The following is a 20,128-nucleotide window of genomic DNA, read 5'->3' as shown; positions in this document are numbered from 1 at the left end:
GATTGTAGCGCGTTCCCGATTGTCTGCCACCGGGACCGCGAAATTCTGTTTGCACTGGCCTGCGGACGAACCGCAACGCGCCGGTCGGAAGCGTTGAAACCCCTCCGGCCAGGGTCTAGTCCTCCTCAGGGTAGCTCATGCCGATGTACACGGTCGTCAGGATGGCGAATATGTAGGCTTGCAGGGCAGCAACGAAGATCTCGAAGCAGGTCAGGGTGAACCCAAGGGCGAACCAGGCCACACCGGCCACGGCCATGAGCTTGTTGGCCGCTTCAAAGATGTAGAACTGGGTGAAGGCCAGGGTCACGGCGACCAGGAGGTGGCCGGCTATCATATTGGCGAACAGTCGGATGGTCAGCGAGGCCGGCTTGACGATGATCATCTCGAAGAGCTGGATGGGGGTCAGGATGATGTAAAGGGGCCACGGGACCCCTGCCGGGAAGAGCTCGGACTTGAAGTACCCGACCCAACCCTGCTCGCGGATGCCGGCGGACATGTATCCGAAGAAGCTCCAGATGGCGAAGAAGAGGGGCATGGTGACGGTGGCCGTGGCCGCTATGTTCATGCCGGGGATCACACCGCAGAGGTTGAAGACCAAGACGCTGAAGAAGATGGTGGCGATCATGGGGACATACCGCCTGCCGCGCTCCTCGCCCAGGGTGTCGTAGACGATCGAATCACGCACGAACTCGATGACCCATTCGACGGCCCCCTGCCAACGGGAGGGAATCAGCTTGGCCCGGGCGGCCGTGATGCCCAGGACCAACAGAAGAATGACCGTCGCCACGACACGGACCAGAATGATGCGGTTCATGGCGAAGGGGGTCCCCTGGAAGAGTATTTCGGGAGGCAGGAAGTCATTGATGGAAGGAAGCTCCGGCCCTGATTCAGCCGCAATGAGCGCCCCGCCTCCTATTGCCTCTAACATCTATCGCCTCCTGAAACGATAACCAGCGACCACTATAGCCTTGAATACGGCCATCACGTACCTTGTAATAGGCAGTGTACCGTTATCGGCAAACCAAACGGCAGCATGACCATGACGACATCCGGCAGCCGGGCGACAGGCCATGGATACGTTGGCAGCCCCTGGGGGCATCCACTGGAAGGTCCATGGGCCGGACGACTGCCGACACCGTGTCTGGCACCCTGCCGTCGGCCGCCCCCTTGCTGGGGTCAGGCCAGCGCAGTGCCGACGAATAAAGATACCCTCATTCGAAATTTCTCGTAAATCCAACAGGGGCAAAGGGCACAATCTTGCGGCCTTCGTCGGCGTTTCACCAGGCCTGGGCACCCCCGCCACGCCTTACGGTCATCTCCCGCGTATCAGACCGTATCCATCCGCCTTCAGCGGGACGAACCCGTCCCTCCTGGGCGGACCGGGCTCATGGCGGATGGACCGGTCCGTCCCCAACTGACCACTTGCCCTGAGGCCAGGCACCCGTGCCAGGTCGTAGGGGGTGGTCTCGTAGACCCAGTTGAGCCAGTTGCGCCACAGGAGGTTGGCATGGGCCCTCCAGGAGAAGACGGGTTCCAGCGAGGGGTCGTCATGGGGAAAATAGTTGTGGGGGAAGGGGACGTTGGTCAGGCCCTTGTCCAGGTCGCGGCGGTACTCCTGGGCCAGGGTGTACTTGTCATACTCCCAATGGCCCAGGGCGAAGATCTCCGAGAAGTCCTGGCTGGCTATGAGACCGGGGCCGGACTGCGGGCCCCAGGTCAGGATCTGGAGGCGGGGGTTCGCCCGGACCTCCCCTTCATCCACCCCGGCCAGGCGGGAGTGCGGCTGAAGGGCTATCTCGTCGAAGCCGTTGGTGATGAAGCAGTACTCGTCCTGGAGGTATTGGGGGAACACACCGAAGAGCTTGCGCTCCAGGGACCGCTTGTGGATGCCGTATCCGTGGTAGAGGCCCGCCATGGCCCCCCAACACAGGTACATGGTCGAGAAGACGTGTGTGGCGGCCCAGTCCAGTATCTTGGTCAGTTCGTCCCAGTAGTCCACCTCTTCGAAGGGCATCTGCTCCACAGGGGCCCCGGTGACGACCAGGCCGTCATAATAATTTTCCTCGAAGGCATCCAGGGTCTCGTAGAACTTGACCAGGTGATCCCGGCTGGTATGGACCGCCTCGTGGCTCGACACCTTCATGAAGTCCACCTCCACCTGGAGGGGGGACTTGGAGATGAGGCGGAGGAGCTGGGTCTCCGTCTCAATCTTCTTGGGCATGAGGTTGAGGATGACCAACCTGAGGGGCCTGACCTCCTGGTCCTCGGCCTCGTGGGTCTCGAGGGCGAAGATGCGCTCGGAGTCAAGGATGGACCGGGCCGGGAGCCCGGAGGGGATGGTGATGGGCATGTGACCATTATGGCCCGGCGGCCGCCCAAGGGGAAAGGACCACCCCGGGCTTCCGGGCCGTCCCACCGATTCTTCCACCGGCAGAGACACCGGCATCATTTGACAAGAGCAGGGGAACCAGTAATATGGAGAGCGCTGTCACAGACAGCCGACGCGGGGTGGAGCAGTTCGGTAGCTCGCTGGGCTCATAACCCAGAGGTCTCAGGTTCAAATCCTGACCCCGCTACCAGATGGCCCGGGATTCCAACGAATCCCGGGCTTTTTGTTTTGCCTCCGGCACAGGAAGATGGCCAGTCGGTCGGCCCGGCCGATCACTGGCCGGCGCTTGAGGATCGACGGGTCCGGAGTCAGGCCTGCAAGCGAACCAGGCTGGCAGACCTGACGAAGACCCAGTCTCACGGATGACCGTCAGATGGAGGCATTCACATCTCCCTCCTTATGCAAGGCCAAGCGCAAGGCCGGTTCAGCATAGTTCTCAAGGAAATAGGCCCTTCCCCTCCTATCTCGAAATCGGGCCAGCAGGGCAACAGCCCCTGATATCAAAGCGCCCAGGCCGATGAGAAGGATCGGCAGGAGATCGCCGCCCGTCTTGGACAGAAGCGGGCGAACAGGCTTGGACTCGGGCCTGAGGCCGTTCCAGTCATCCGTGTTGGACTCGACCGGGGCATCCCGGCAGAGGTCGCGATCATCCGCACCCTTACCTGCCGACCCAGCCGGGACCGGTGGCCTGGCAGGATCGCCCCCGGGCCGTCCGGTCCCGAAGGGGTCCGTACTCGGTGTGGGACAGGGAGTCAGCGGGACCCCTGTAACCTTGGCCCGATCGGTGTGGTGACCTGTAACATTGCGCAAGATCCCGTGGACATCCACCTGGCCTCCGGGCTCGAGGACCAGGTCCTCCCATCCCTGGGGGTAGCGAATGTCGGTGACCCTCCCGCCGCCGGCCACCGTGATGTCCTCCAACCGCAGGTCCTTGGCCCGGAAGACCGGACCTTGACCCTTATCGGGGTCGGAACCGGATCTGTTGCTTATCCGGAAGGTGATATCCACCTCGCCGTTGACGGCCAGGGCCTGCCCAGGCTCATCACGGTCGCCCTCCGGGAAGCCTGACTTGGTATCGAATTTTTCGATGTGCAGGCGGGGGGTCATATCCGGGGTCCGGGTCCACACCAGGTTGGATGGGGTGACCTTGTCGTTGTAGTACTCAGTGAACCTGTTCTCCTGGCGGTCGACGGCCCTGAGGCGCCTGCATTGCAGGTAGGCCCGCCAACCGGCCTCCCGATCCCCGGAAGCGGATACCAACGCCAGGTATGCATCCGTGGCCAGGATTGACACCCGTCCGGATGAGTCCCGATCCATGGTGAACAAGGGGCCGCCGAACCTGGAGGAGTCGTACCCGGAGCCTGCCAACCGTTCTCCCTGTGCCGCCAGAAGCCTGCCCTCCCGGTAGAGGTCACGAGTGGCATAGACGGCCCACTGGCCTGTGAAATGGTCGACGGATGTCTCCAACCGGTCTTCGACCAGCCATCTGTCTGTCTTGGGGTAGGCACGCCCCGCCGGCAGGATGCTGCTGTCAAGCTGGTAGAGGAAGAAGCCATCCAGGTAGACACTCCTGCCAGCCAGGGAGCCGCCGCCCACCTCAATCACCACATCCTTGGCGGGATTGAGCGGCTTCAACGGGTTGGACACCTGGTTGGTGTCCCTCCTGACATCGTCGGTGATCTGTGTGGCTGTGTTTTTCACAGTGTGGCCATCCCTTACCTTGACCACCCTGTAGGGGAGCACGAGGTCGTAGGTACGGCCCAACAGGCCCTGGTCAATGGCCGGGTCGCCCAGGGGGTCGTACCTGTCCGAGGAAGCATAGGCCCTCAAATCCCCGGGCTGCGGGTCGCCCTTGACGATCTCCCCGGTCGCGGGGACCTTCGTGTCCACCCTTTTGGCGAAGGCGTATGCGACGCCGTCCAGGATCTGGATGTTGAAGGCCTGGGTGTAGTCCCTGCCGTCGGAACCCTGCACCTCTATCTTTGCGGGATCGACGGCCAGGTACTCCTCTTCGAAGTCATCCACGATCCCCAGCTTCCAGACCTTGTATGCGTTGTCTGTCTGCCTTGCGTCGAGGGTGACCCTGTAGACGCCGGTATCACCCAGGAGAAGGGTCCTGCCGTCGATGCTGACGGACCGGTCCTTTGAGCTCACATCCTGCTTGACCGGCTCCGGTTTCGAGGGCATGTTGATCACCTCGTTGCTGGGCGTCAGGCTGTTGTTGACCGTCAGCATCCAACGGTTGCCGACCTTGTGGTCCACAGGTGCATCCTGACTGACCATGCCTTCGAACCTCATTTGGATGCGGGGGTTTGCGGCGGCCTTCCACTGGCCCATCAGGTCCTTGTCAGTGATGACGACCTGCACCATGTGCGCTTTGTCATCCCAGACAGTGGCATACCGGGTCTTGGGGATGACACTACCGGTGCCCAGGTCCATCAACTCCAAGGTCTGCTTGTCCACGTTCAGATAACGGTCGAACCGGTCGGTGAATTTCACGGACTTCACGTCATAGGCCAGGCCGATGGGGAGCCTGGGCTGCGTTGTCAGCTGGTATTCGACCCTCTGACCGGGGTAGACCACCTTCCCGTCCACGCTGCCCTGGTCTCCACCCTGGCTGGCCTCCGAGACGACATCCTTCTTCACCGGAGGCACATAACCGCAGATCTTCGGCTCATTGGTGCCGATTTCCTGGGCGTTGACCGTCTCACTCCCCCTGTTGAGCAGGACCCCGCCCCCGCGCATGGCAGGCAGTCCGGCAGCGATGCCGGGGTGCATGCCGATGGCATCCCTGAGCACCGGTTGCTCGGCATGGACCTTTCCCCTGGAGGCCTGGCCGATGGCAGTGTCCCTGCCGACTGATTCCCGGAAGGATGGGGCACCGGTCGGCAGGGGGGCGACCAGGGGGTCAGGTTGGCGCGGCGGGTCTACGGAGACCTCACGACCGGTGGGAGCGGCCGTGCAGAAGGTCAATTCCCCGCCGGGCTGGACCCCGTGATCCCGCCTGACTTGGGATGCACCCTTGCCGCGGGCGAAATCCACTGTGCCCGGAATCAAAAGGGTCACCTGTAGGGGGGTCGCCATCCCCTTCAGCCCGGTCAGGTAGTCGGGTTTGGCCCGGGCCACGGCCACACCGTCTGTCACTTCGATGTCGAACATGCCGGTCACGTCGCGGCCACGGCTGACGATGTCGCTGACCGAGGACCACCGGTCCGTGCCTGCCTCCGCCTGGTAGACGTGCATGTCGGCGGCCGGATCCGCCTTGAATATGTATGAGGCCCGGGTCCAGTCGTCCTTGATCTCGAACCTGGCCGGGGACTGGACCAGGTGGGCCGGCAGGGTCGCGTTGACCACCGACCCCACCCTGTCCCCGTCCAGGAACACGCGGTTATCCGCGCCGGTGGCGTTGGTGCGGGAGGGGTCGATGACGGCCTCCCACCTGTCCGACTCCGGGTCCCGCCTGATCCAGGACTTGTCCGGTTGGGGACGCCAGGTGGGGAATTCCCTGGCACCGGTCTCCACGGATGGGTTGTGGTTCCAAACCACGGAGGCATGGTCCGTGACCTTCGAGAAGTCCGGTTTGGACACCTTCACATCGAAGGAGAACTCGTACACATGCTCCAGGGGCATCGCCCCCCTGTCAGGGGCGCGGTCTGCGGTCACCAGATGGGCCGCACTGTCCCAGGCCAGGACGAACTCGCCGGACAGGTCCCGATCCTCGGTCGTGTCCTTGACCTGCAGGTTCTCCACCTTGTAGCCCACACCATGCGGATCGATCGAATCGCGCATGTGCAATTCATAGCCACCCAGGCCCGTTCCCGTTGTGATGACCGTGTGGTTGACCATCCCATCGGCGGAGGTGCCCTTCTGGATCCTCTTCACCGGAGGTGGGGGCGGGACCGAGGAGACGGTGAAGGTTTCGCGCGGGTCACGGTCCGGGGTGTCCACCGCACCCTCCATGCGACCCTGCTTGGGCACCTGCACGTCGAACCAATAGGTCCCCTCCAGCCAGTACCCCACCCCCAACTCTGCCGGCGTGAACGACACCTCGGTGTCGCCCTGATTCTTCATCCGGAACCGCTTCACGGCCTGGGCCGCCTTCACATATCCTTCGGCCCGCCCCTCGCGATGGAGTACGGCGACCGCATCCAGGTCCTCCCGGATTGCGCCGCCATGGCCGCCGGCATGGACCAGGTCCTGCACGGCGGCCGTCGAACCCACCTTCAACGGGCCGGGAGTCACTTGATCGGTCGAAACCGTCAGGGCATAGGTGCCGGGCCGGGGTTCATACTGGTTCAGCATGATCACCACAATCGAACCATGATTCTCGTCGCCGGCGTACTGGTCCGCGATCATATCGACCGAAGCGCCGGGCTGATCCTGGAAGATGTCGGCTGTGACGTATTCAGCCCCGTTGTTACTGAAACTCCTCCCGGCGACCGTATCCCTCCAATGGCCCATCCAGATGTCATGAATCGCCCGGTCCAGGCCCTGGTAGACCTTGCCGGGGGTGGTGACCATGCCCACGGCCACCATGCGGCACTTGCCCTCGCCCCTCTGATCGGCATGGGCCTCGTCGAAACGGGCCAGGCAATTTTGGTTGGCTTCGGCGGTGGCCTCGTCGGCCGTCTTCCACGCCGAAGCGCCGGACCCCATGGTCACTCCCATGGCGGCGGCCGCCGCCAGGACCGCCTCGCGGGTGGGGCCCCCGAAACCGCCGTCGTTGTTGTCACGATAGGCCCACGACTGGGCGAACAGGCCCGAATGCTCCCCGCTGTGGTTGTCGCCGCCGTTGCCGCCCCCGCCGCCGGCCCAGGCCGGAACCAGCGGGACGGTCAAGGTCGCCACGGCCGCGGCAGCGGCCGCCAGGCCCTTCCATTTGATTTTCCTCATCTTCTTTTTTCCCTTACCATGTAAGGGACGGACCACCCCGCAAGGGGCGGCCGCCCAACTAAACCGGACGGGGCGGGCAAGCGACCAAACCAGACCGCCCCGGCCGGCACATTCTTCACATCACCACATCAGCCAATCCCACAGGCCTCGCCCTTCTTACAAACAGGCTTGCCCCCGTTTGAAACGTTGCCTTTCAACTTTTCTCTCCAGGATTCGTCTCCCCCGTCATTCTGCGCGGGGGCCTGTTTCCTGGGGGGATTGACGTTCTGCCTACGCGGGGGAAGTGACGGGGCGCGCACGTTGGCATGGCCATCTTTCGATCCGTCCGACGGCCGCCCTCCTGCCGCATCGGCTTCGGCCCTGGCCCGCATGGACGCATTCACCGCATCCATGGCCTTCGACAGGGAGTCACCCTCCGCCTTGCAGTCAGCAAGACTCCCGGAATCCATCCTCCCGGCCCTGTCGATTGCCTCACGCAGGGCATCACGGGTGGTCTCGTCGGCCACCTTCCCCGCCGAGTCCGACAGGAGGCTCGAAGCCCTCTCCCTCTGTGAAGACAGGGCCTTTCTGGCATCGTCCAGAATCTTCGCGTCACGTGAGGCTATCAAGGTCCTGGCCGTCGACTCCAGGGCCTGGTTCCGGTCCTCATAAGCCTTAGCAGCCCGGAGAGAGGCAGAAGCGGCTTCGTCCAGGGTCTTTCTGGAATCGTCCCCCAGGCAGGAGGGGACCTCATGAACCGCATCTTCGGCCTGCTTGAGCGCGACCCGGAAATCGTCGATGGTGGAGGACTTTTCGACCTCATTTCTGCCGATATCGGCCAGCTGACGACGACCCGTCATGGTCTGCTCCAGCTTGTCCAACTCCGAGGCGGCCAACCGGGACTCCCTCTTGCACGAGGAGAGGGCCTGATCATGCAGGCGCCCCTCTCTGTACCTCCACCAGGCGAAACCACCCAGACCGGCCAGGAGGAGGGCCAGGACCGCAAAAGCCACGATGACCGCCGCAATCCTTCCACCCCCACCTGAGACCGGGCCAGAGGGGGCGGGTGCAACGGCCGGACGACCGCCGGTGTCTGCTCCCCCCGCCGCGTCTTCGGCCGCATCCGGAACCCTGTCTGTGCGCATGCGACTCCTTCCTCCCCTACGAATCGGCGGCCTGGGATACCTGGCCACCTGGACGGTGACGGCGGCGTACGGGCGCGACCACCACGGCGATCTTCATTCTTCTTCGTCATAGGGCCAGGATGCCCGATGGCCGCCCGGAAAGGGATACCGACCTGGAATTGTGGTCGAATGAGAAGGCAATCCACCTCGTGACGGGGCCGGCAGACGGCCCGACCCATGACCACACACCCCGGCAATCCCCGACCGTCGTGGCGGCATCCTCCTACGGCCCCGACGCGCGGCCCGGACCTCCACAGAGCCAGGTCCCACGCAGGCAACCGGGGCCCATACAGGCGCTGGCGGCAGGGCCCAAGAAAAGGCCGTGAATCCAACAATAGCGTGCTGGGCGCACCCTGTCACCGCCACATCCGTCCACATCACCCCGATGACGGCTGCTTGTGCCTTGCCACAGCTAAGCTTGGTTTAGCGGTTGCCGGCGGCGGCCCGATACATGCAAAGAGCCCTCCCCACGTGGCCGGGCCAAGCAAAGGAGAACAGCAATGGCAGATACATTCGATGTTGTCGTCGAGATCCCCAGGGGGTCAAGGAACAAGTACGAGGTGGACCACGAGAGCGGGCGCATCAAGCTGGACCGCACCCTCTTCACCTCCATGGGCTATCCGGACGATTACGGATACATCGAGAACACCCTGGGCGAGGACGGAGACCCCCTGGACGCCCTGGTCATGATCCCGAATTCCGTCTTCCCCGGCTGCGTGATCGAGTGCCGCGCCGTGGGCCTCTACCACATGGTCGACGAGGCCGGCGGCGATGACAAGGTCCTGTGCGTTCCTGCCGATGTCCGTTTCGACGACATCAAGGACGTGAATGACGTCTCCGAGTATCACAAGGCCGAAATCAAGCACTTCTTCGAGCAGTACAAGGCCCTGGAGCCGGGCAAGGAAGTCAAGCCCGGCGACTACTGGACAGATGCGGCCGAGGCCGAGAGGCAGATCAAGGCTGCCCGCGAGCGCCTGGCCTCCCAGGCCTGATCGGGGCAGGGGCCCGGGTCCACGTCTGCGCCATGCGCCCGCACGTGGCCCCGGGCTTTTCCATGACCAGGGCAGGCCGGCAGGCATTCACGCACCGACGCAAACCACCACGGCCCCGCCCGCGACGCCTCTCCACCAAATCCACCGGAATTCGCCGCCCTCCTCCTAGACTCGTATCAGTGAAAGATGCCTCAAGGGGCGAGGAGCGCACATGACCTTTTACACATACAATTACCTCAACGGGGGGCAGACGAACTGGAAACTGGTCAGGATCGTGACCGTCGTCATCCTGGCGCTGGGCTTCCTCTTCTTCATATTCATGTTCTTCCGGCACAGGTGGGACCGCAAATACAAGGACCTGTCCATCATTCTGGGCACCCTCCTCCTGCTGGCGGCCGCCATCCAGTACAGCGACTTCACCAACATGCGCACGGCCAGCGTCCAAAGCGGCCAGCTGACGGTGGTCATCGAGAAGTCCGCCGCCAAGCTGGACATCAAGCCCCAGGACATCAGCATCAACGACACATCCCGCAATACGGACATGATCATCAAGACCCCAAGAGGCTATTACAAGCTGATCTTCAACGGTTCAGGATCGGAATTTCTGCTGGAGAAAGCCGACCTGTACAAACCAGATGTAAAAGTGATCGGAGAGTGAACCCATGGAAATCGACTTCTATGTGAACGTGGCCCTCAAACTGATTGTCGGGCTCATCTTCATCACCCTGCTCATAAACTTCACAGGCAAGGGGAATCTGGCCCCCACATCGGCCATGGACCAGCTTCAGAACTACGTTTTGGGCGGCATCATCGGAGGGGTGATCTACAGCAATTCAATTTCAATGGCCCAGTACATCGTCATCCTGCTCATGTGGGCTGCGCTGATCCTGACGATTCGTTATGCCAAGACGCACGTCAGGGTCATCGGCAAGTACATAGACGGGGAGCCCGTGACCATCATCAAGGACGGCAAGCTCCTGGTGCAGAACTGCCTCAAGGTCAATCTGACGGCAAAGGAGGTCGACTTCAAACTGCGCACCAAGGGGGTCAGCGACATCGCAGACGTCAAGCGGGGAATCGTGGAGCAGAACGGAAGTCTGACCGTGATCTCCAACGAGGAGAAAGACGTGCGCTACCCGGTGATCGTGGATGGCCGCCCCAGCTCCAACGTGCTCGACCTGATGGGACGTGACACCGACTGGCTGGACCGCAAGCTCAAGGAGCAGGGCATATCCAGCGTGAGGGACGTCTATATGGCCAGGTACCAGAACGGCAAGCTCCAGGCGGTTACGTACTCGGGCAAGTGAGGATGCCGTCCATTCCGCCCTTGCATCCTGAACGGATAGGTTATAAGCTGAAGATTCAATTCCGTACGCGCGGCATGTGAACAGCATTCAAGGAATTCAAAGCCGGGAGATTTTCCGGCAGTTCCGCTGTCGACGCACCCGAGGCGTAGGCAGGTCCTGTGAGACCTCGTCGAGGCCCATCCCCCGACAGGGGATGAACATACGAGGACTGCTGTGCTCTTCAGACTCTTGCTCATTTCATTGGGCGTATCCGCTGACGCCTTCGCCGTCTCCATAGGCAAGGGGATGTCCGTCAGGAACGTGAAGGTCCGCCATCACTGGCTGGTCGGCATCTGGTTCGGCGGCTTCCAGGCCCTATTCCCCATTCTGGGCTATTACACGGCCTCCCTCTTCCAGGACTATGTGGCGGCCGTGGACCACTGGATCATCTTCGGCCTCCTCTTCTTCATCGGGGCCAACATGATCCGGGAGGCCGTCTACGGCAAAGAGGACGACCCCCAAGGCCAGGCTGTGGACAGGTCGGCAGGGGTGGACACTCAGACAGACCCCTCCCAGGATGGGTCAGCCCGCAAAAACGGGTCTGAATGCATCGGTCCGGCCCCAGGGCCGAGAAGGGAGACGCCCGACGGCCCCTTCTCCTGGAAGAAGATGCTCCCCCTGTCCATCGCCACCAGCATCGACGCTTTCGGTGTCGGGGCCAGTCTGGGTCTCATGGGGGCCAACATCTGGCTTGCGGCATCGGTCATCGGGGTGGTCACGGCCCTGGCCTCCATGCTGGGCCTGCGCATCGGCAACGTCTTCGGTTCCCGCTGGCGCCGGCCGGCACAGATTGCCGGAGGCATCCTTCTCATAGCCCTTGGGACCCAGATACTCCTGGACCACCTGGGCCTCATGCCGGACATCCTCTGAAAGCAGGGAATCTGCCGTCATCGGCGGTCCTGCCGGTGCCAGGTAAGAGGTATCAGATCACGAAGTGCAGGACGAAGAGGGTCAGGACGATGACGGCCCCACTGAGCATGACGGGCAGGAGGGCCAGACCGAAGGTCCTGGCAGCCGCCGGCTGTCCGGAGGCCGCCGCCTGCCGGACCCACTGGACGCCCGACCAGCCCAGGGCGACGACGACCGCCAGGGCCACCAGGAGGGTCAGGGCCAGGATGAGGCCCTTCCCCTCCCCCACCACTGTGACGGAGGCGGCCGCCAGCCAGGGCAGGAAGGTCCAACCGGCCGCGCAGATGCAGGCCAATCCGCCGAAGGCCGTCAACGACAGGCCTCTGATGACCTGCGTGCGATGGTTGACCCTGGCCATCTGCCTGAGGAACATGACCACCGCCAGAATCGCAAGAAGTCCCGCCGCCGCCTCGAGCCAACCCCGCAGGGCCTCCCAGCCCGATCCCCCCGTGAGGGTTCCGTCGCGGAGGGCGTTGATTCGGCCATATTGCATCACGTATGAGGAGACCAGGGCGGCCACACCCAACAGTCCACAGATGACCCTGTCAGGCAGGTCCTTGGCACCGGGTGCGGAGAAGGGCCACCAGACCAGGACGGCGGCCAGGAGGAGGACCCCCTCGATCACATAGGTCCACAGACCGCCCAGCCCGGAGAGGGGACCCATGGTGAGCAGGGCGGGGAGGGCCAGGAGAATGTAGCAGAACACCTGCACGAGGGCCCCGGTCGCTCCCGCCTGCTTGATCCGGGTCTGTTCGCTTCCGGGTTTCACACTGTCTGGCACGATTTTCCTCCTGCTTCGTGGGACCTCTTATCAATGTACCCTGTCGGGTGCCTCAGACAAGCTGTGGGCAGGTCCATGAGCCGTCTGCAGGCCCGGCGGACCCGGCCGATTGTACAATGTTCCCTATCGGCCGGGACGTAGGCATATGGTAAGTAGGTGGAGCCGCAGGCGTGGAAGGGGGTTCGGAATGACCGATCTGACGCTGATGACGTTCGCCAGGGATCCGGCTAGCGTCCTGCCCGCGCTCACCCTGCTGTCCCACCGGGTACGTGTGCTCCCCCTGGATGCGGCCTCCTTGGTCAAGATGCCCGAGGACACCATTCTTTTCGTCGATGCCTGCGACGACCTGGCCAACGCCAAGACCATCTGCAACCTCATCCGGGCCTCCGGCCTTTCGACCCCCATCATCCTGGTCATGAGCGAGGGCGGATTCACAGTGGTCAACGCCCAGTGGGGGATGGCCGACATGGTTGTCCAGACCGCGTCCCCCGCCGAAGTGGAGGCCCGCCTGCGTCTGGTGGACCAGCGTAAGGCATTGCCCGCGTTCCTGCCCGAGACAGCCTCCTCGGGCGATGATGCCTCATCGGGATTGATCAGGTCGGGGGATCTGATCGTGGACACCAAGGGTTACACGGCACGTCTGCACGGCCAGCCCATCGATCTGGCCTACAAGGAATTCGAGCTCCTCAAATACCTGGTCCAGCACCCCGGCAGGGTGTTCACCCGGGCCCAGCTCCTCCAGGAGGTGTGGGGATATGACTACTATGGCGGAACAAGGACGGTGGATGTCCACATCCGCCGCCTGAGGGCCAAGCTGGGCGGCGAGTACGAACACCTGATAGGCACCGTACGAAACGTGGGCTATCGGTTCGATCCGCCCCAGACCAACGGGGGCGCCCAGGCGGAGGGAGACGGCGATGGCGGCGAGCAAGGAGAGCAAGGCCCGGCGAGTGGCCAGGATGCATGAGGAGTATGCCATCCTCTGCGAGATGTACCCCGATGTCTACTGTGCACTGCACTTCCACAACCCATTCGAACTACTGGTAGCGACCGTTCTGAGCGCCCAGACCACTGACAAACGGGTCAATTCGGTCACACCCGAACTCTTCGCCATCTACCCCGATCCGGGCTCCATGGCCCGTGCCGACCCATCCCGCCTGGAGGGCATCATCCACCCCGTGGGTTTCTACCATGCCAAGGCGGCCCACCTCCTGGGGCTCTCCCAGATGTTGACGGAGGATTTCGACGGTCGGGTCCCCCAGACGATGGATGAACTGACAAGCCTGCCCGGAGTGGGGCGGAAGACGGCCAATGTGGTCCTGGGCAACGCCTTCGGTATCCCGGGTTTCCCGGTTGATACACATGTGATCCGGGTCACTGGCCGGCTGCGCTGGAGGACCGACTGGAGGACCACCCATCCGGACCCGGTGAGGATCGAGCACGAAATCTGCGACTGCTTCCCTCCCGAAGACTGGACCGATCTGTCTCACCGTCTCATCTTCCATGGCCGGCAGACCTGCCATGCCCGCCGGCCCGACTGCGGAAGCTGCCCCCTGGCGGCTTCCTGTCCAAGCGCCGGTACGCTGGGTTGATCACCACGCAGTGGCCCGGCCGCAGACCCCCACTAGAATCGAAGACATGCCAAAGCACAAGAGAAGCAGCCTCAAGTCGGCCCTGATCTTCTTGGTGGCCCTGGCCGTCCTGACGGCTGGCGCCTACCTGGCCTGGCCCTACGTCACCGGCGGCAGGCCGGGGGGTGGACCGGGCTTGAGGGGGGAGACCTCGGTCAGGATCGGTCTCAGGCAGGCCCCCGCCTCTCTGGACATCCGCAATGAAGCCGGACAGGAGGTGGAACAGGCCCTCTTGGGCAATGTCTACGAGACGGTCACCACCCCCGGGGACAAGGGCCTGCCTGAACCAGGTCTGGCCAGCAAATGGGATCTTTCGGCCGACAGGCTGACTTACACCTTCCACCTGCGCCGGGGGGCCAGGTTCTCCGACGGCAGCGACCTGCAATCACAGGATGTCCTCTGGTCCCTGGAACAGACCGTCAAGAAGAAGACCCCGGGCTACCACGGCCTGGACCACCTGAGCCAGGTGACCAACCCCGATCCCTACACCCTGGTCATCCACCTGAGCACACCCGATGCCCACCTCACCCGGGCCCTCTACGGCCGGGCCGGCATCGTCTACAACAGCAGGGCCGGCATCGACTACTCCTCATCCTCGGCAGGCTCCGGACCATACACCGTGGGCTCCTGGCAGTCCGGCCGCAGTCTGACCCTCATCAGGAACAAGCACTACCAGGGCCCCCACCCTGCGAAAAGCGACCAGGTCGCCTTCTCCTATGGGAACTCCATAGGGGACCAGGTCAGGGCCGTGAAGGAGGGCAGACTCGATGCCGCAGTGGACCTGACTCCAACCCAGGCCGACTCGGCCCGGAAGACGGCGGCAGCTGGCACAGGGCAGGCCCTCAGAGTGACCACCGGGTCAAGCAGGAAGAACCTGGTCCTCATCATCAACAACACACCGACCTCCCCTTTCGCAGACCAGCGCTGCCGGGAGGTAGTCCGCTACGCCGTGGACAGGACCGCCCTGGCCGACCTCCAGTCGGGGACCGCCAAACCCCTGAACGGACCGGTCAACGGACTCAGCCCGGCCTACGATCCCTCCTTCAACCCCTTCCCCCATGACCCTGCCAAAGCTGCATCCCTGAATACCTACTTCACCAACAGGTACTACCGCGGCGGTGTGCGGCTGGTCTACCATGAATCGTTCGGAGCCCAGGTGGGAGAGCGGATAGCCTCCGACCTGGGCAGGGTCAACATTCCCGTCAAGACAGAGATGGTCGACGGGACGACCTATCGGGACCGCATGGCAGACGGGCAGGCATATGAGTTGACCCTCGCGATGATGGACAACGAGGACAACGCCGTCTTCGCCGATCCGGCCTCCCTGGCCCGGTTCGACAAACCCGAGGTCCAGCAGTCGTACAGGGCCCTCCTGGATGCCGCCGACGAAGACGGTTATGCGGCGGGCCTCTCCCGGTACGACAAGGATCTTTCCGCCCAGTCGCCCTGTGATTGGATTTACGCCAGGACCCCGGTCATCCTGGCTGCACAGGGACTGGAAGGCCTGCCTGGTTCCGCGGTCGACACCTATCTGCCTGTGTGGGGGGTCACCGCCTGACCCTTGTCATAGTTCGTCAATAAAATCGTGTTCATGTCTGCTCAACATCAAGGAACCGTCACAGCCAACCTGACCCCCCTTCCGGACAGGGTCAGCGTTGACGGGCTGGAAGAAAAATGGTCCCGGCAGTGGGACGAGTCCGGCGTCTACCGCTTCCGCAACACCCGCGACCGCAAGGCCGTGTACTCCATCGACACCCCCCCGCCGACCGTCTCCGGCCACCTGCACGTGGGCCATGTCTTTTCCTACACTCACACGGACGTGATAGCCCGTTTCAAGCGGATGCAGGGTTATGACGTCTTCTACCCGATGGGGTGGGACGACAACGGGCTGCCCACGGAGCGCCGGGTTCAGAACTACTACGGGGTGAGGGTGGACACCTCCCTGAAATATGACCCCGATTTCAAGCCCCCCTTCCAGGGCACCGATGGAAAGAAAATCAGCGCCAAGGATCAGGTGCCCGTTTCCCGCCAGAATTTCATAGAGCTGTGCGAGCAGCTGACCGCAGAGGACGAACAACTCTTCGAACGGCTTTGGAGGTCCCTCGGCCTGTCGGTGGACTGGTCCCAGACCTACCACACCATCGGCGAGCATCCCCGCCGGGTCGCCCAGAAGGCCTTCTTGCGCAACCTGGCCCGGGGCGAGGCCTACCAAAAGGAGGCCCCGGGACTCTGGGACGTGACCTTCCAGACCGCCGTGGCCCAGGCCGAGTTGGAGTCGCGCGAATACGACGGCTTCTACCACCGGGTGGCCTTCCGGTTCGCGGACGGCACCCCCATCTACATCGAGACGACCAGGCCCGAGCTCCTGGCCGCCTGCGGGGCCCTGATCGCCCATCCCGACGATGAACGCTACCAGAAGTACTTCGGCCAGAAGGTCTACTCCCCGCTTTTCAAGGTGGAGGTCCCCATCCTGGCCCACCCTGCCGCCGAGATGGACAAGGGGGCCGGCATCGCCATGTGCTGCACCTTCGGAGACATGACCGACGTCCAATGGTGGCGGGACCTGAACCTGCCCACACGGTCCATCATCCAGCGCAACGGCCGGATAACCATGACCGTGCCCGATTGGATCACCGACCGGGGCGGAAGGGAGATCTTCGAAGAGACGGCTGGAAAGACCACCTTCTCGGCCCGCAAGATCATCGTGGACGCCCTTCGCGAGGCCGGAGACCTGGACGGGGAGCCAAAGCCCACCAAGCGTATGACCAACTTCTACGAAAAAGGCGACAAACCCCTGGAAATCGTCACCTCGCGTCAGTGGTACCTGCGCAATGGCGGCACCGACAGGAAGCTCAACGATGAACTGCTGGAGCGGGGCAGGGAGCTCGACTTCCATCCGGACTTCATGCGGGTACGCTACAACAACTGGGTGGAAGGCTTGAATGGGGACTGGCTGATTTCCCGCCAGCGCTTCTTCGGTGTCCCCTTCCCCCTCTGGTACCCGGTGACCGAGGACGGCGAAACCGACTACGCCCATCCGATCACCCCCTCCGAAGACCGACTCCCGATCGACCCCACCGTGGATCTTCCGGATGGGTTCGAAGAGTCCCAGCGTGACCAGCCCGGCGGCTTCACAGCTGAAAAGGACATCATGGACACCTGGGCCACCAGCTCCCTGACCCCCCAGATCGTTACCCACTGGGCCGAGCCCGGGGAGGAGGACCAGGCCCTGTTCAAGGCCACCTTCCCCATGGACCTGCGGCCTCAGGGTCAGGACATCATCCGCACCTGGCTCTTCAGTTCCATCGATCGGGCCCACCTTGAAAACGGTTGTCTGCCCTGGAGCAACACCACGCTGTCGGGATGGATACTGGACCCTGACCACAAAAAGATGAGCAAGTCCAAGGGTAATGTGGTGGTACCGGACGAACCAATAAGGAAGTACGGTGCCGATGCCGTCCGCTACTGGGCATCCTCGGCCCGTCTGGGCCTGGATGCCACCTATGATGAGGGGCAGATGAAAATCGGCCGGCGGCTGGCCGTCAAACTCCTCAATGCCACCAAGTTCGCCCTGGCCATCGGCCGGGAGGACGGAAACCACCATGTGACCGAATCCGCCAGAATCACCTGGGACCCAGCGGATGTGACCGTTCCGCTGGACCGCGCGGTCCTGGCAGGCCTTGCCCAGGTGATCGACCAGGCCACCCGGGCCCTGGAAGACTATGAGCATTCCAAGGCCCTGGAAACCGTCGAGTCCTTCTTCTGGGACTTCTGCGACAACTACATCGAACTGTCCAAGAACCGTGCCTACGGTACAGCCGATGCCACGGGCAAGGTGCCCGCACGTGATCAGGTGCTCAGCGCAAGGACCACCCTGGGGCTGGTCCTGGAAGCCCTGGATCGTCTCCTGGCACCCTTCCTGCCCTTCGCCACCGAAGAGGTCTGGCAGTGGATGCATCAGGGCGAGGGTTCCGTCCACCGGGCGGCCTGGCCCAGGTCCGAAGCCTTCCGCCAGGCGGCCCAGGGTCAGGATTCTTCCCTCCTGACCTGGGCCGGCAGAGCCTTGGCCGTCTTACGTCGGATCAAGTCAGAAGCCAAGGTCTCGATGAAAACACCGATTCTATCAGCCACCTTGGCCGTGTCGCCCGAAGGCATGGAGGCCGTCAGAACCGCCACGGACGATGTGGCCGAGGCTGGACGGGTGACCGGGGATCTGACCCTTGTCGAGGACACCGCGAATGCCGTGGGGGCCGGCGAGGAGATGGACGTACACGTGACCGCCAGCCGTCTGGGCGAACCACCCGTCAAGAAACCTGGACGTTGATGCTCCTCTAGGAGAATCCTCACCCATTCCGAACCGGACCGGTGGAACCAGATGACCCTGGTTCCACCGGTTTTCCATATCCAATCGGATTCCCCATCAGACCATTGCAGAAAGCGGAACCGCAGGACATGCCCACAGACACCGATCCATAACAGTGGGAAAACATAACAATATTGCAAAGATGACTATAACGGTGTTATTATCCACTTAGTGGCTTCTTGCAGTGTAGCCCTGCTTTCCGTTGAAGGAAGCCGGAGTACGAGAGGCGTTTTGGGGAGGATTTCTATGAGGGATAAGCATATCGCGCATAGACTGACGGCGGTTCTTGCGATATTGACCAGCCTGGGGATGTGCACCATGACCGGAACGGCAGCGGCCGATGCCGGTGAACAATTGAAGGCCGCAGCTCCTGCCACCGTTCAGGAAGGAGGCAATCTCCCGGTCACGAGGGTTACGGGAACCAGTCCCGAATCTGCAGCCCCCTCTCCGCTCACGCAGCAAGGAACAGCGACAGACCCTTCAACTCCACCCGATACCACAGGCAAGAGGCAGGATCCGCTCTCAACACGCACAGACGGCAGCCATACCATACGGTTCGACACAGCAGGCGGCACACCCAAACCGGACGATCAATCCATACCGGATTGGGAACCAGCCTCCATCCCCCCCACCAACCCCTCCAAAAGCGGATATCTTTTCGACGGTTGGTTCATCGGTGATCTGGCTTACGATTTCAACAAGCCCGTGACGGAGGACTGCACCCTCACCGCCCACTGGACCAAAGACAGCGGTTGGAACATAAGACCGGATAATGGACCCGTCGAAGGCGGAACCTCTGTCACAGTGACTCCGCCGGCCCCGCGGGGCATCCGTTTCTCCTGGGTCAGGGGGGGATCCGAAAACTCTTCCTTGGCCCTCAGCTCGGACGGCAACCTCTACGCATGGGGGGAGAACAACAACACCCAGCTGGGAGTCGGCAGCACCGGCTTATCCGTGATAACCCCGACCAAGGTGAAACTGCCGGCCGAAGCACCCGCAGGATTCACCTGGAAACAAGCCGCAACAGGATTTGATTACACCCTGGCCATCGGCTCGGACGGCAACCTCTACGCATGGGGGGTCAACGGCTCGGGCGATTTCGGAAACGGCACCAACACCAACAGCACCACTCCGGTCAAGGTGAACCTGCCGGACGGAGCACCCGCAGGATTCACCTGGAAACAAGCCACAGCAGGAAATTCACACTCCCTGGCCATCGGCTCGGACGGCAACCTCTACGCATGGGGAGACAACAGCGAAGGACAGCTGGGAGACGGCACCAACACCAACAGGAACACCCCGGTCAAGGTGAAACTGCCGGCCGAAGCACCCGCCGGATTCCCCTGGAAACAAGCCACAGCAGGAAATTCATACTCCCTGGCCATCGGCTCGGACGGCAACCTCTACGCATGGGGAGACAACAGCGAAGGACAGCTCGGAGACGGCACCAACACCAGCAGCAAGACCCCGGTCAAGGTGAAACTGCCGGCCGAAGCACCCGCAGGATTCACCTGGAAACAAGCCACAGCAGGATCGCAGCAAGTGATGGCCTTCGGTTCGGACGGCAACCTTTACGCATGGGGGGTCAACACCAACGGCGAGCTGGGAGACGGCACCAACACCAGCAGCAATACCCCGGTCAAGGTGCAACCGCCGGCCGA

General features: G+C 62.8%; 14 protein-coding genes, 1 tRNA gene and 1 pseudogene. 11 read left to right on the top strand and 5 right to left on the bottom strand.

Annotated elements, in window-relative coordinates; genetic code table 11:
• Positions 1-115 precede the first annotated feature (115 nt).
• Positions 116-928, bottom strand: coding sequence for a F0F1 ATP synthase subunit A (atpB, locus tag V6584_RS01120; RefSeq protein WP_340468613.1), 813 nt, complete (start codon positions 926-928; stop codon positions 116-118).
• Between the two features lie 384 nt (positions 929-1,312).
• A complete protein-coding gene (locus tag V6584_RS01115; protein WP_340468612.1) occupies positions 1,313-2,350 on the bottom strand; it encodes a homoserine O-succinyltransferase in 1,038 nt (345 codons plus the stop codon).
• A gap of 152 nt (positions 2,351-2,502) precedes the next feature.
• Between V6584_RS01115 and V6584_RS01110 the strand changes: the two genes are divergently transcribed.
• Positions 2,503-2,579 (top strand) — tRNA-Met (locus V6584_RS01110).
• Positions 2,580-2,758: 179 nt separating this feature from the next.
• Here V6584_RS01110 and V6584_RS01105 read toward each other — a convergent pair.
• A complete protein-coding gene (locus tag V6584_RS01105) occupies positions 2,759-7,282 on the bottom strand; it encodes an LPXTG cell wall anchor domain-containing protein (RefSeq protein ID WP_340468611.1) in 4,524 nt (1,507 codons plus the stop codon).
• Positions 7,283-7,410: 128 nt separating this feature from the next.
• Positions 7,411-8,406 carry a hypothetical protein gene (locus V6584_RS01100; RefSeq protein WP_340468610.1) on the bottom strand — a complete coding sequence of 332 codons (996 nt, stop codon included), beginning with the start codon at positions 8,404-8,406 and terminating at the stop codon, positions 7,411-7,413.
• A 539-nt stretch (positions 8,407-8,945) separates the two neighbouring features.
• Here V6584_RS01100 and V6584_RS01095 point away from each other — a divergent pair.
• The 4 genes from V6584_RS01095 to V6584_RS01080 all read left to right on the top strand — a co-directional run bounded on the left by V6584_RS01095 (position 8,946) and on the right by V6584_RS01080 (position 11,653).
• Complete coding sequence (locus V6584_RS01095) at positions 8,946-9,437, top strand: inorganic diphosphatase (RefSeq protein ID WP_340468609.1); 492 nt, start codon at positions 8,946-8,948, stop codon at positions 9,435-9,437.
• 211 nt (positions 9,438-9,648) lie between these two features.
• Positions 9,649-10,095, top strand: coding sequence for a DUF3290 family protein (locus V6584_RS01090; protein WP_340468608.1), 447 nt, complete (start codon positions 9,649-9,651; stop codon positions 10,093-10,095).
• Between the two features lie 4 nt (positions 10,096-10,099).
• On the top strand, positions 10,100-10,744 hold the full coding sequence (locus tag V6584_RS01085) for a DUF421 domain-containing protein (RefSeq protein WP_340468607.1): 645 nt from the start codon (positions 10,100-10,102) through the stop codon (positions 10,742-10,744).
• Between the two features lie 240 nt (positions 10,745-10,984).
• The gene (locus tag V6584_RS01080; RefSeq protein ID WP_422678582.1) at positions 10,985-11,653 is read left to right on the top strand and encodes a manganese efflux pump MntP; all 669 of its coding nucleotides are present in this window, start codon (positions 10,985-10,987) and stop codon (positions 11,651-11,653) included.
• 52 nt (positions 11,654-11,705) lie between these two features.
• On the opposite strand, the gene V6584_RS01075 is transcribed toward V6584_RS01080, so the two are convergent.
• The gene (locus tag V6584_RS01075) at positions 11,706-12,473 is read right to left on the bottom strand and encodes a hypothetical protein (protein ID WP_340468605.1); all 768 of its coding nucleotides are present in this window, start codon (positions 12,471-12,473) and stop codon (positions 11,706-11,708) included.
• A 187-nt stretch (positions 12,474-12,660) separates the two neighbouring features.
• Here V6584_RS01075 and V6584_RS01070 point away from each other — a divergent pair, with 187 nt between their 5' ends.
• The 6 genes and pseudogenes from V6584_RS01070 to V6584_RS01050 form a co-directional block, all read left to right on the top strand.
• Entirely contained in the window at positions 12,661-13,440 is a 780-nt protein-coding gene (locus V6584_RS01070; RefSeq protein ID WP_340468604.1) for a winged helix-turn-helix transcriptional regulator, read from the top strand.
• Positions 13,391-14,065 (top strand): endonuclease III, encoded by a 675-nt coding sequence (gene nth / locus V6584_RS01065; protein WP_340468603.1) that lies wholly within the window; start codon positions 13,391-13,393, stop codon positions 14,063-14,065. Before V6584_RS01070 ends, nth begins: the two co-directional genes overlap by 50 nt.
• Before the next feature lie 46 nt (positions 14,066-14,111).
• Positions 14,112-15,662, top strand: coding sequence for an ABC transporter substrate-binding protein (locus V6584_RS01060; protein ID WP_340468602.1), 1,551 nt, complete (start codon positions 14,112-14,114; stop codon positions 15,660-15,662).
• Between the two features lie 33 nt (positions 15,663-15,695).
• Positions 15,696-18,428, top strand: coding sequence for a valine--tRNA ligase (gene valS, locus V6584_RS01055; RefSeq protein ID WP_340468601.1), 2,733 nt, complete (start codon positions 15,696-15,698; stop codon positions 18,426-18,428).
• Between the two features lie 285 nt (positions 18,429-18,713).
• Positions 18,714-19,202: pseudogene (locus V6584_RS07930) on the top strand (InlB B-repeat-containing protein); the annotation flags it as partial.
• Positions 19,203-19,337: 135 nt separating this feature from the next.
• The coding region (locus tag V6584_RS01050; RefSeq protein ID WP_422678590.1) for an RCC1 domain-containing protein at positions 19,338-20,128 on the top strand (791 nt) is incomplete at its 3' end.

The sequence above is a fragment of the Bifidobacterium favimelis genome, assembly GCF_037963085.1.
GTDB classification, from domain to species: Bacteria; Actinomycetota; Actinomycetes; order Actinomycetales; family Bifidobacteriaceae; genus Bombiscardovia; species Bombiscardovia favimelis.
This window is presented reverse-complemented; position numbering and strand designations above follow the sequence as displayed.

Excerpts from the sequence above, each read along its gene's own strand:
- atpB (WP_340468613.1), bottom strand. The coding sequence starts at position 928 with ATGTTAGAGGCAATAGGAGGCGGGGCGCTCATTGCGGCTGAATCAGGG.
- V6584_RS01115 (WP_340468612.1), bottom strand. The coding sequence starts at position 2,350 with ATGCCCATCACCATCCCCTCCGGGCTCCCGGCCCGGTCCATCCTTGAC.
- V6584_RS01105 (WP_340468611.1), bottom strand. The coding sequence starts at position 7,282 with ATGAGGAAAATCAAATGGAAGGGCCTGGCGGCCGCTGCCGCGGCCGTG.
- V6584_RS01100 (WP_340468610.1), bottom strand. The coding sequence starts at position 8,406 with ATGCGCACAGACAGGGTTCCGGATGCGGCCGAAGACGCGGCGGGGGGA.
- V6584_RS01095 (WP_340468609.1), top strand. The coding sequence starts at position 8,946 with ATGGCAGATACATTCGATGTTGTCGTCGAGATCCCCAGGGGGTCAAGG.
- V6584_RS01090 (WP_340468608.1), top strand. The coding sequence starts at position 9,649 with ATGACCTTTTACACATACAATTACCTCAACGGGGGGCAGACGAACTGG.
- V6584_RS01085 (WP_340468607.1), top strand. The coding sequence starts at position 10,100 with ATGGAAATCGACTTCTATGTGAACGTGGCCCTCAAACTGATTGTCGGG.
- V6584_RS01070 (WP_340468604.1), top strand. The coding sequence starts at position 12,661 with ATGACCGATCTGACGCTGATGACGTTCGCCAGGGATCCGGCTAGCGTC.
- nth (WP_340468603.1), top strand. The coding sequence starts at position 13,391 with ATGGCGGCGAGCAAGGAGAGCAAGGCCCGGCGAGTGGCCAGGATGCAT.
- V6584_RS01060 (WP_340468602.1), top strand. The coding sequence starts at position 14,112 with ATGCCAAAGCACAAGAGAAGCAGCCTCAAGTCGGCCCTGATCTTCTTG.
- valS (WP_340468601.1), top strand. The coding sequence starts at position 15,696 with ATGTCTGCTCAACATCAAGGAACCGTCACAGCCAACCTGACCCCCCTT.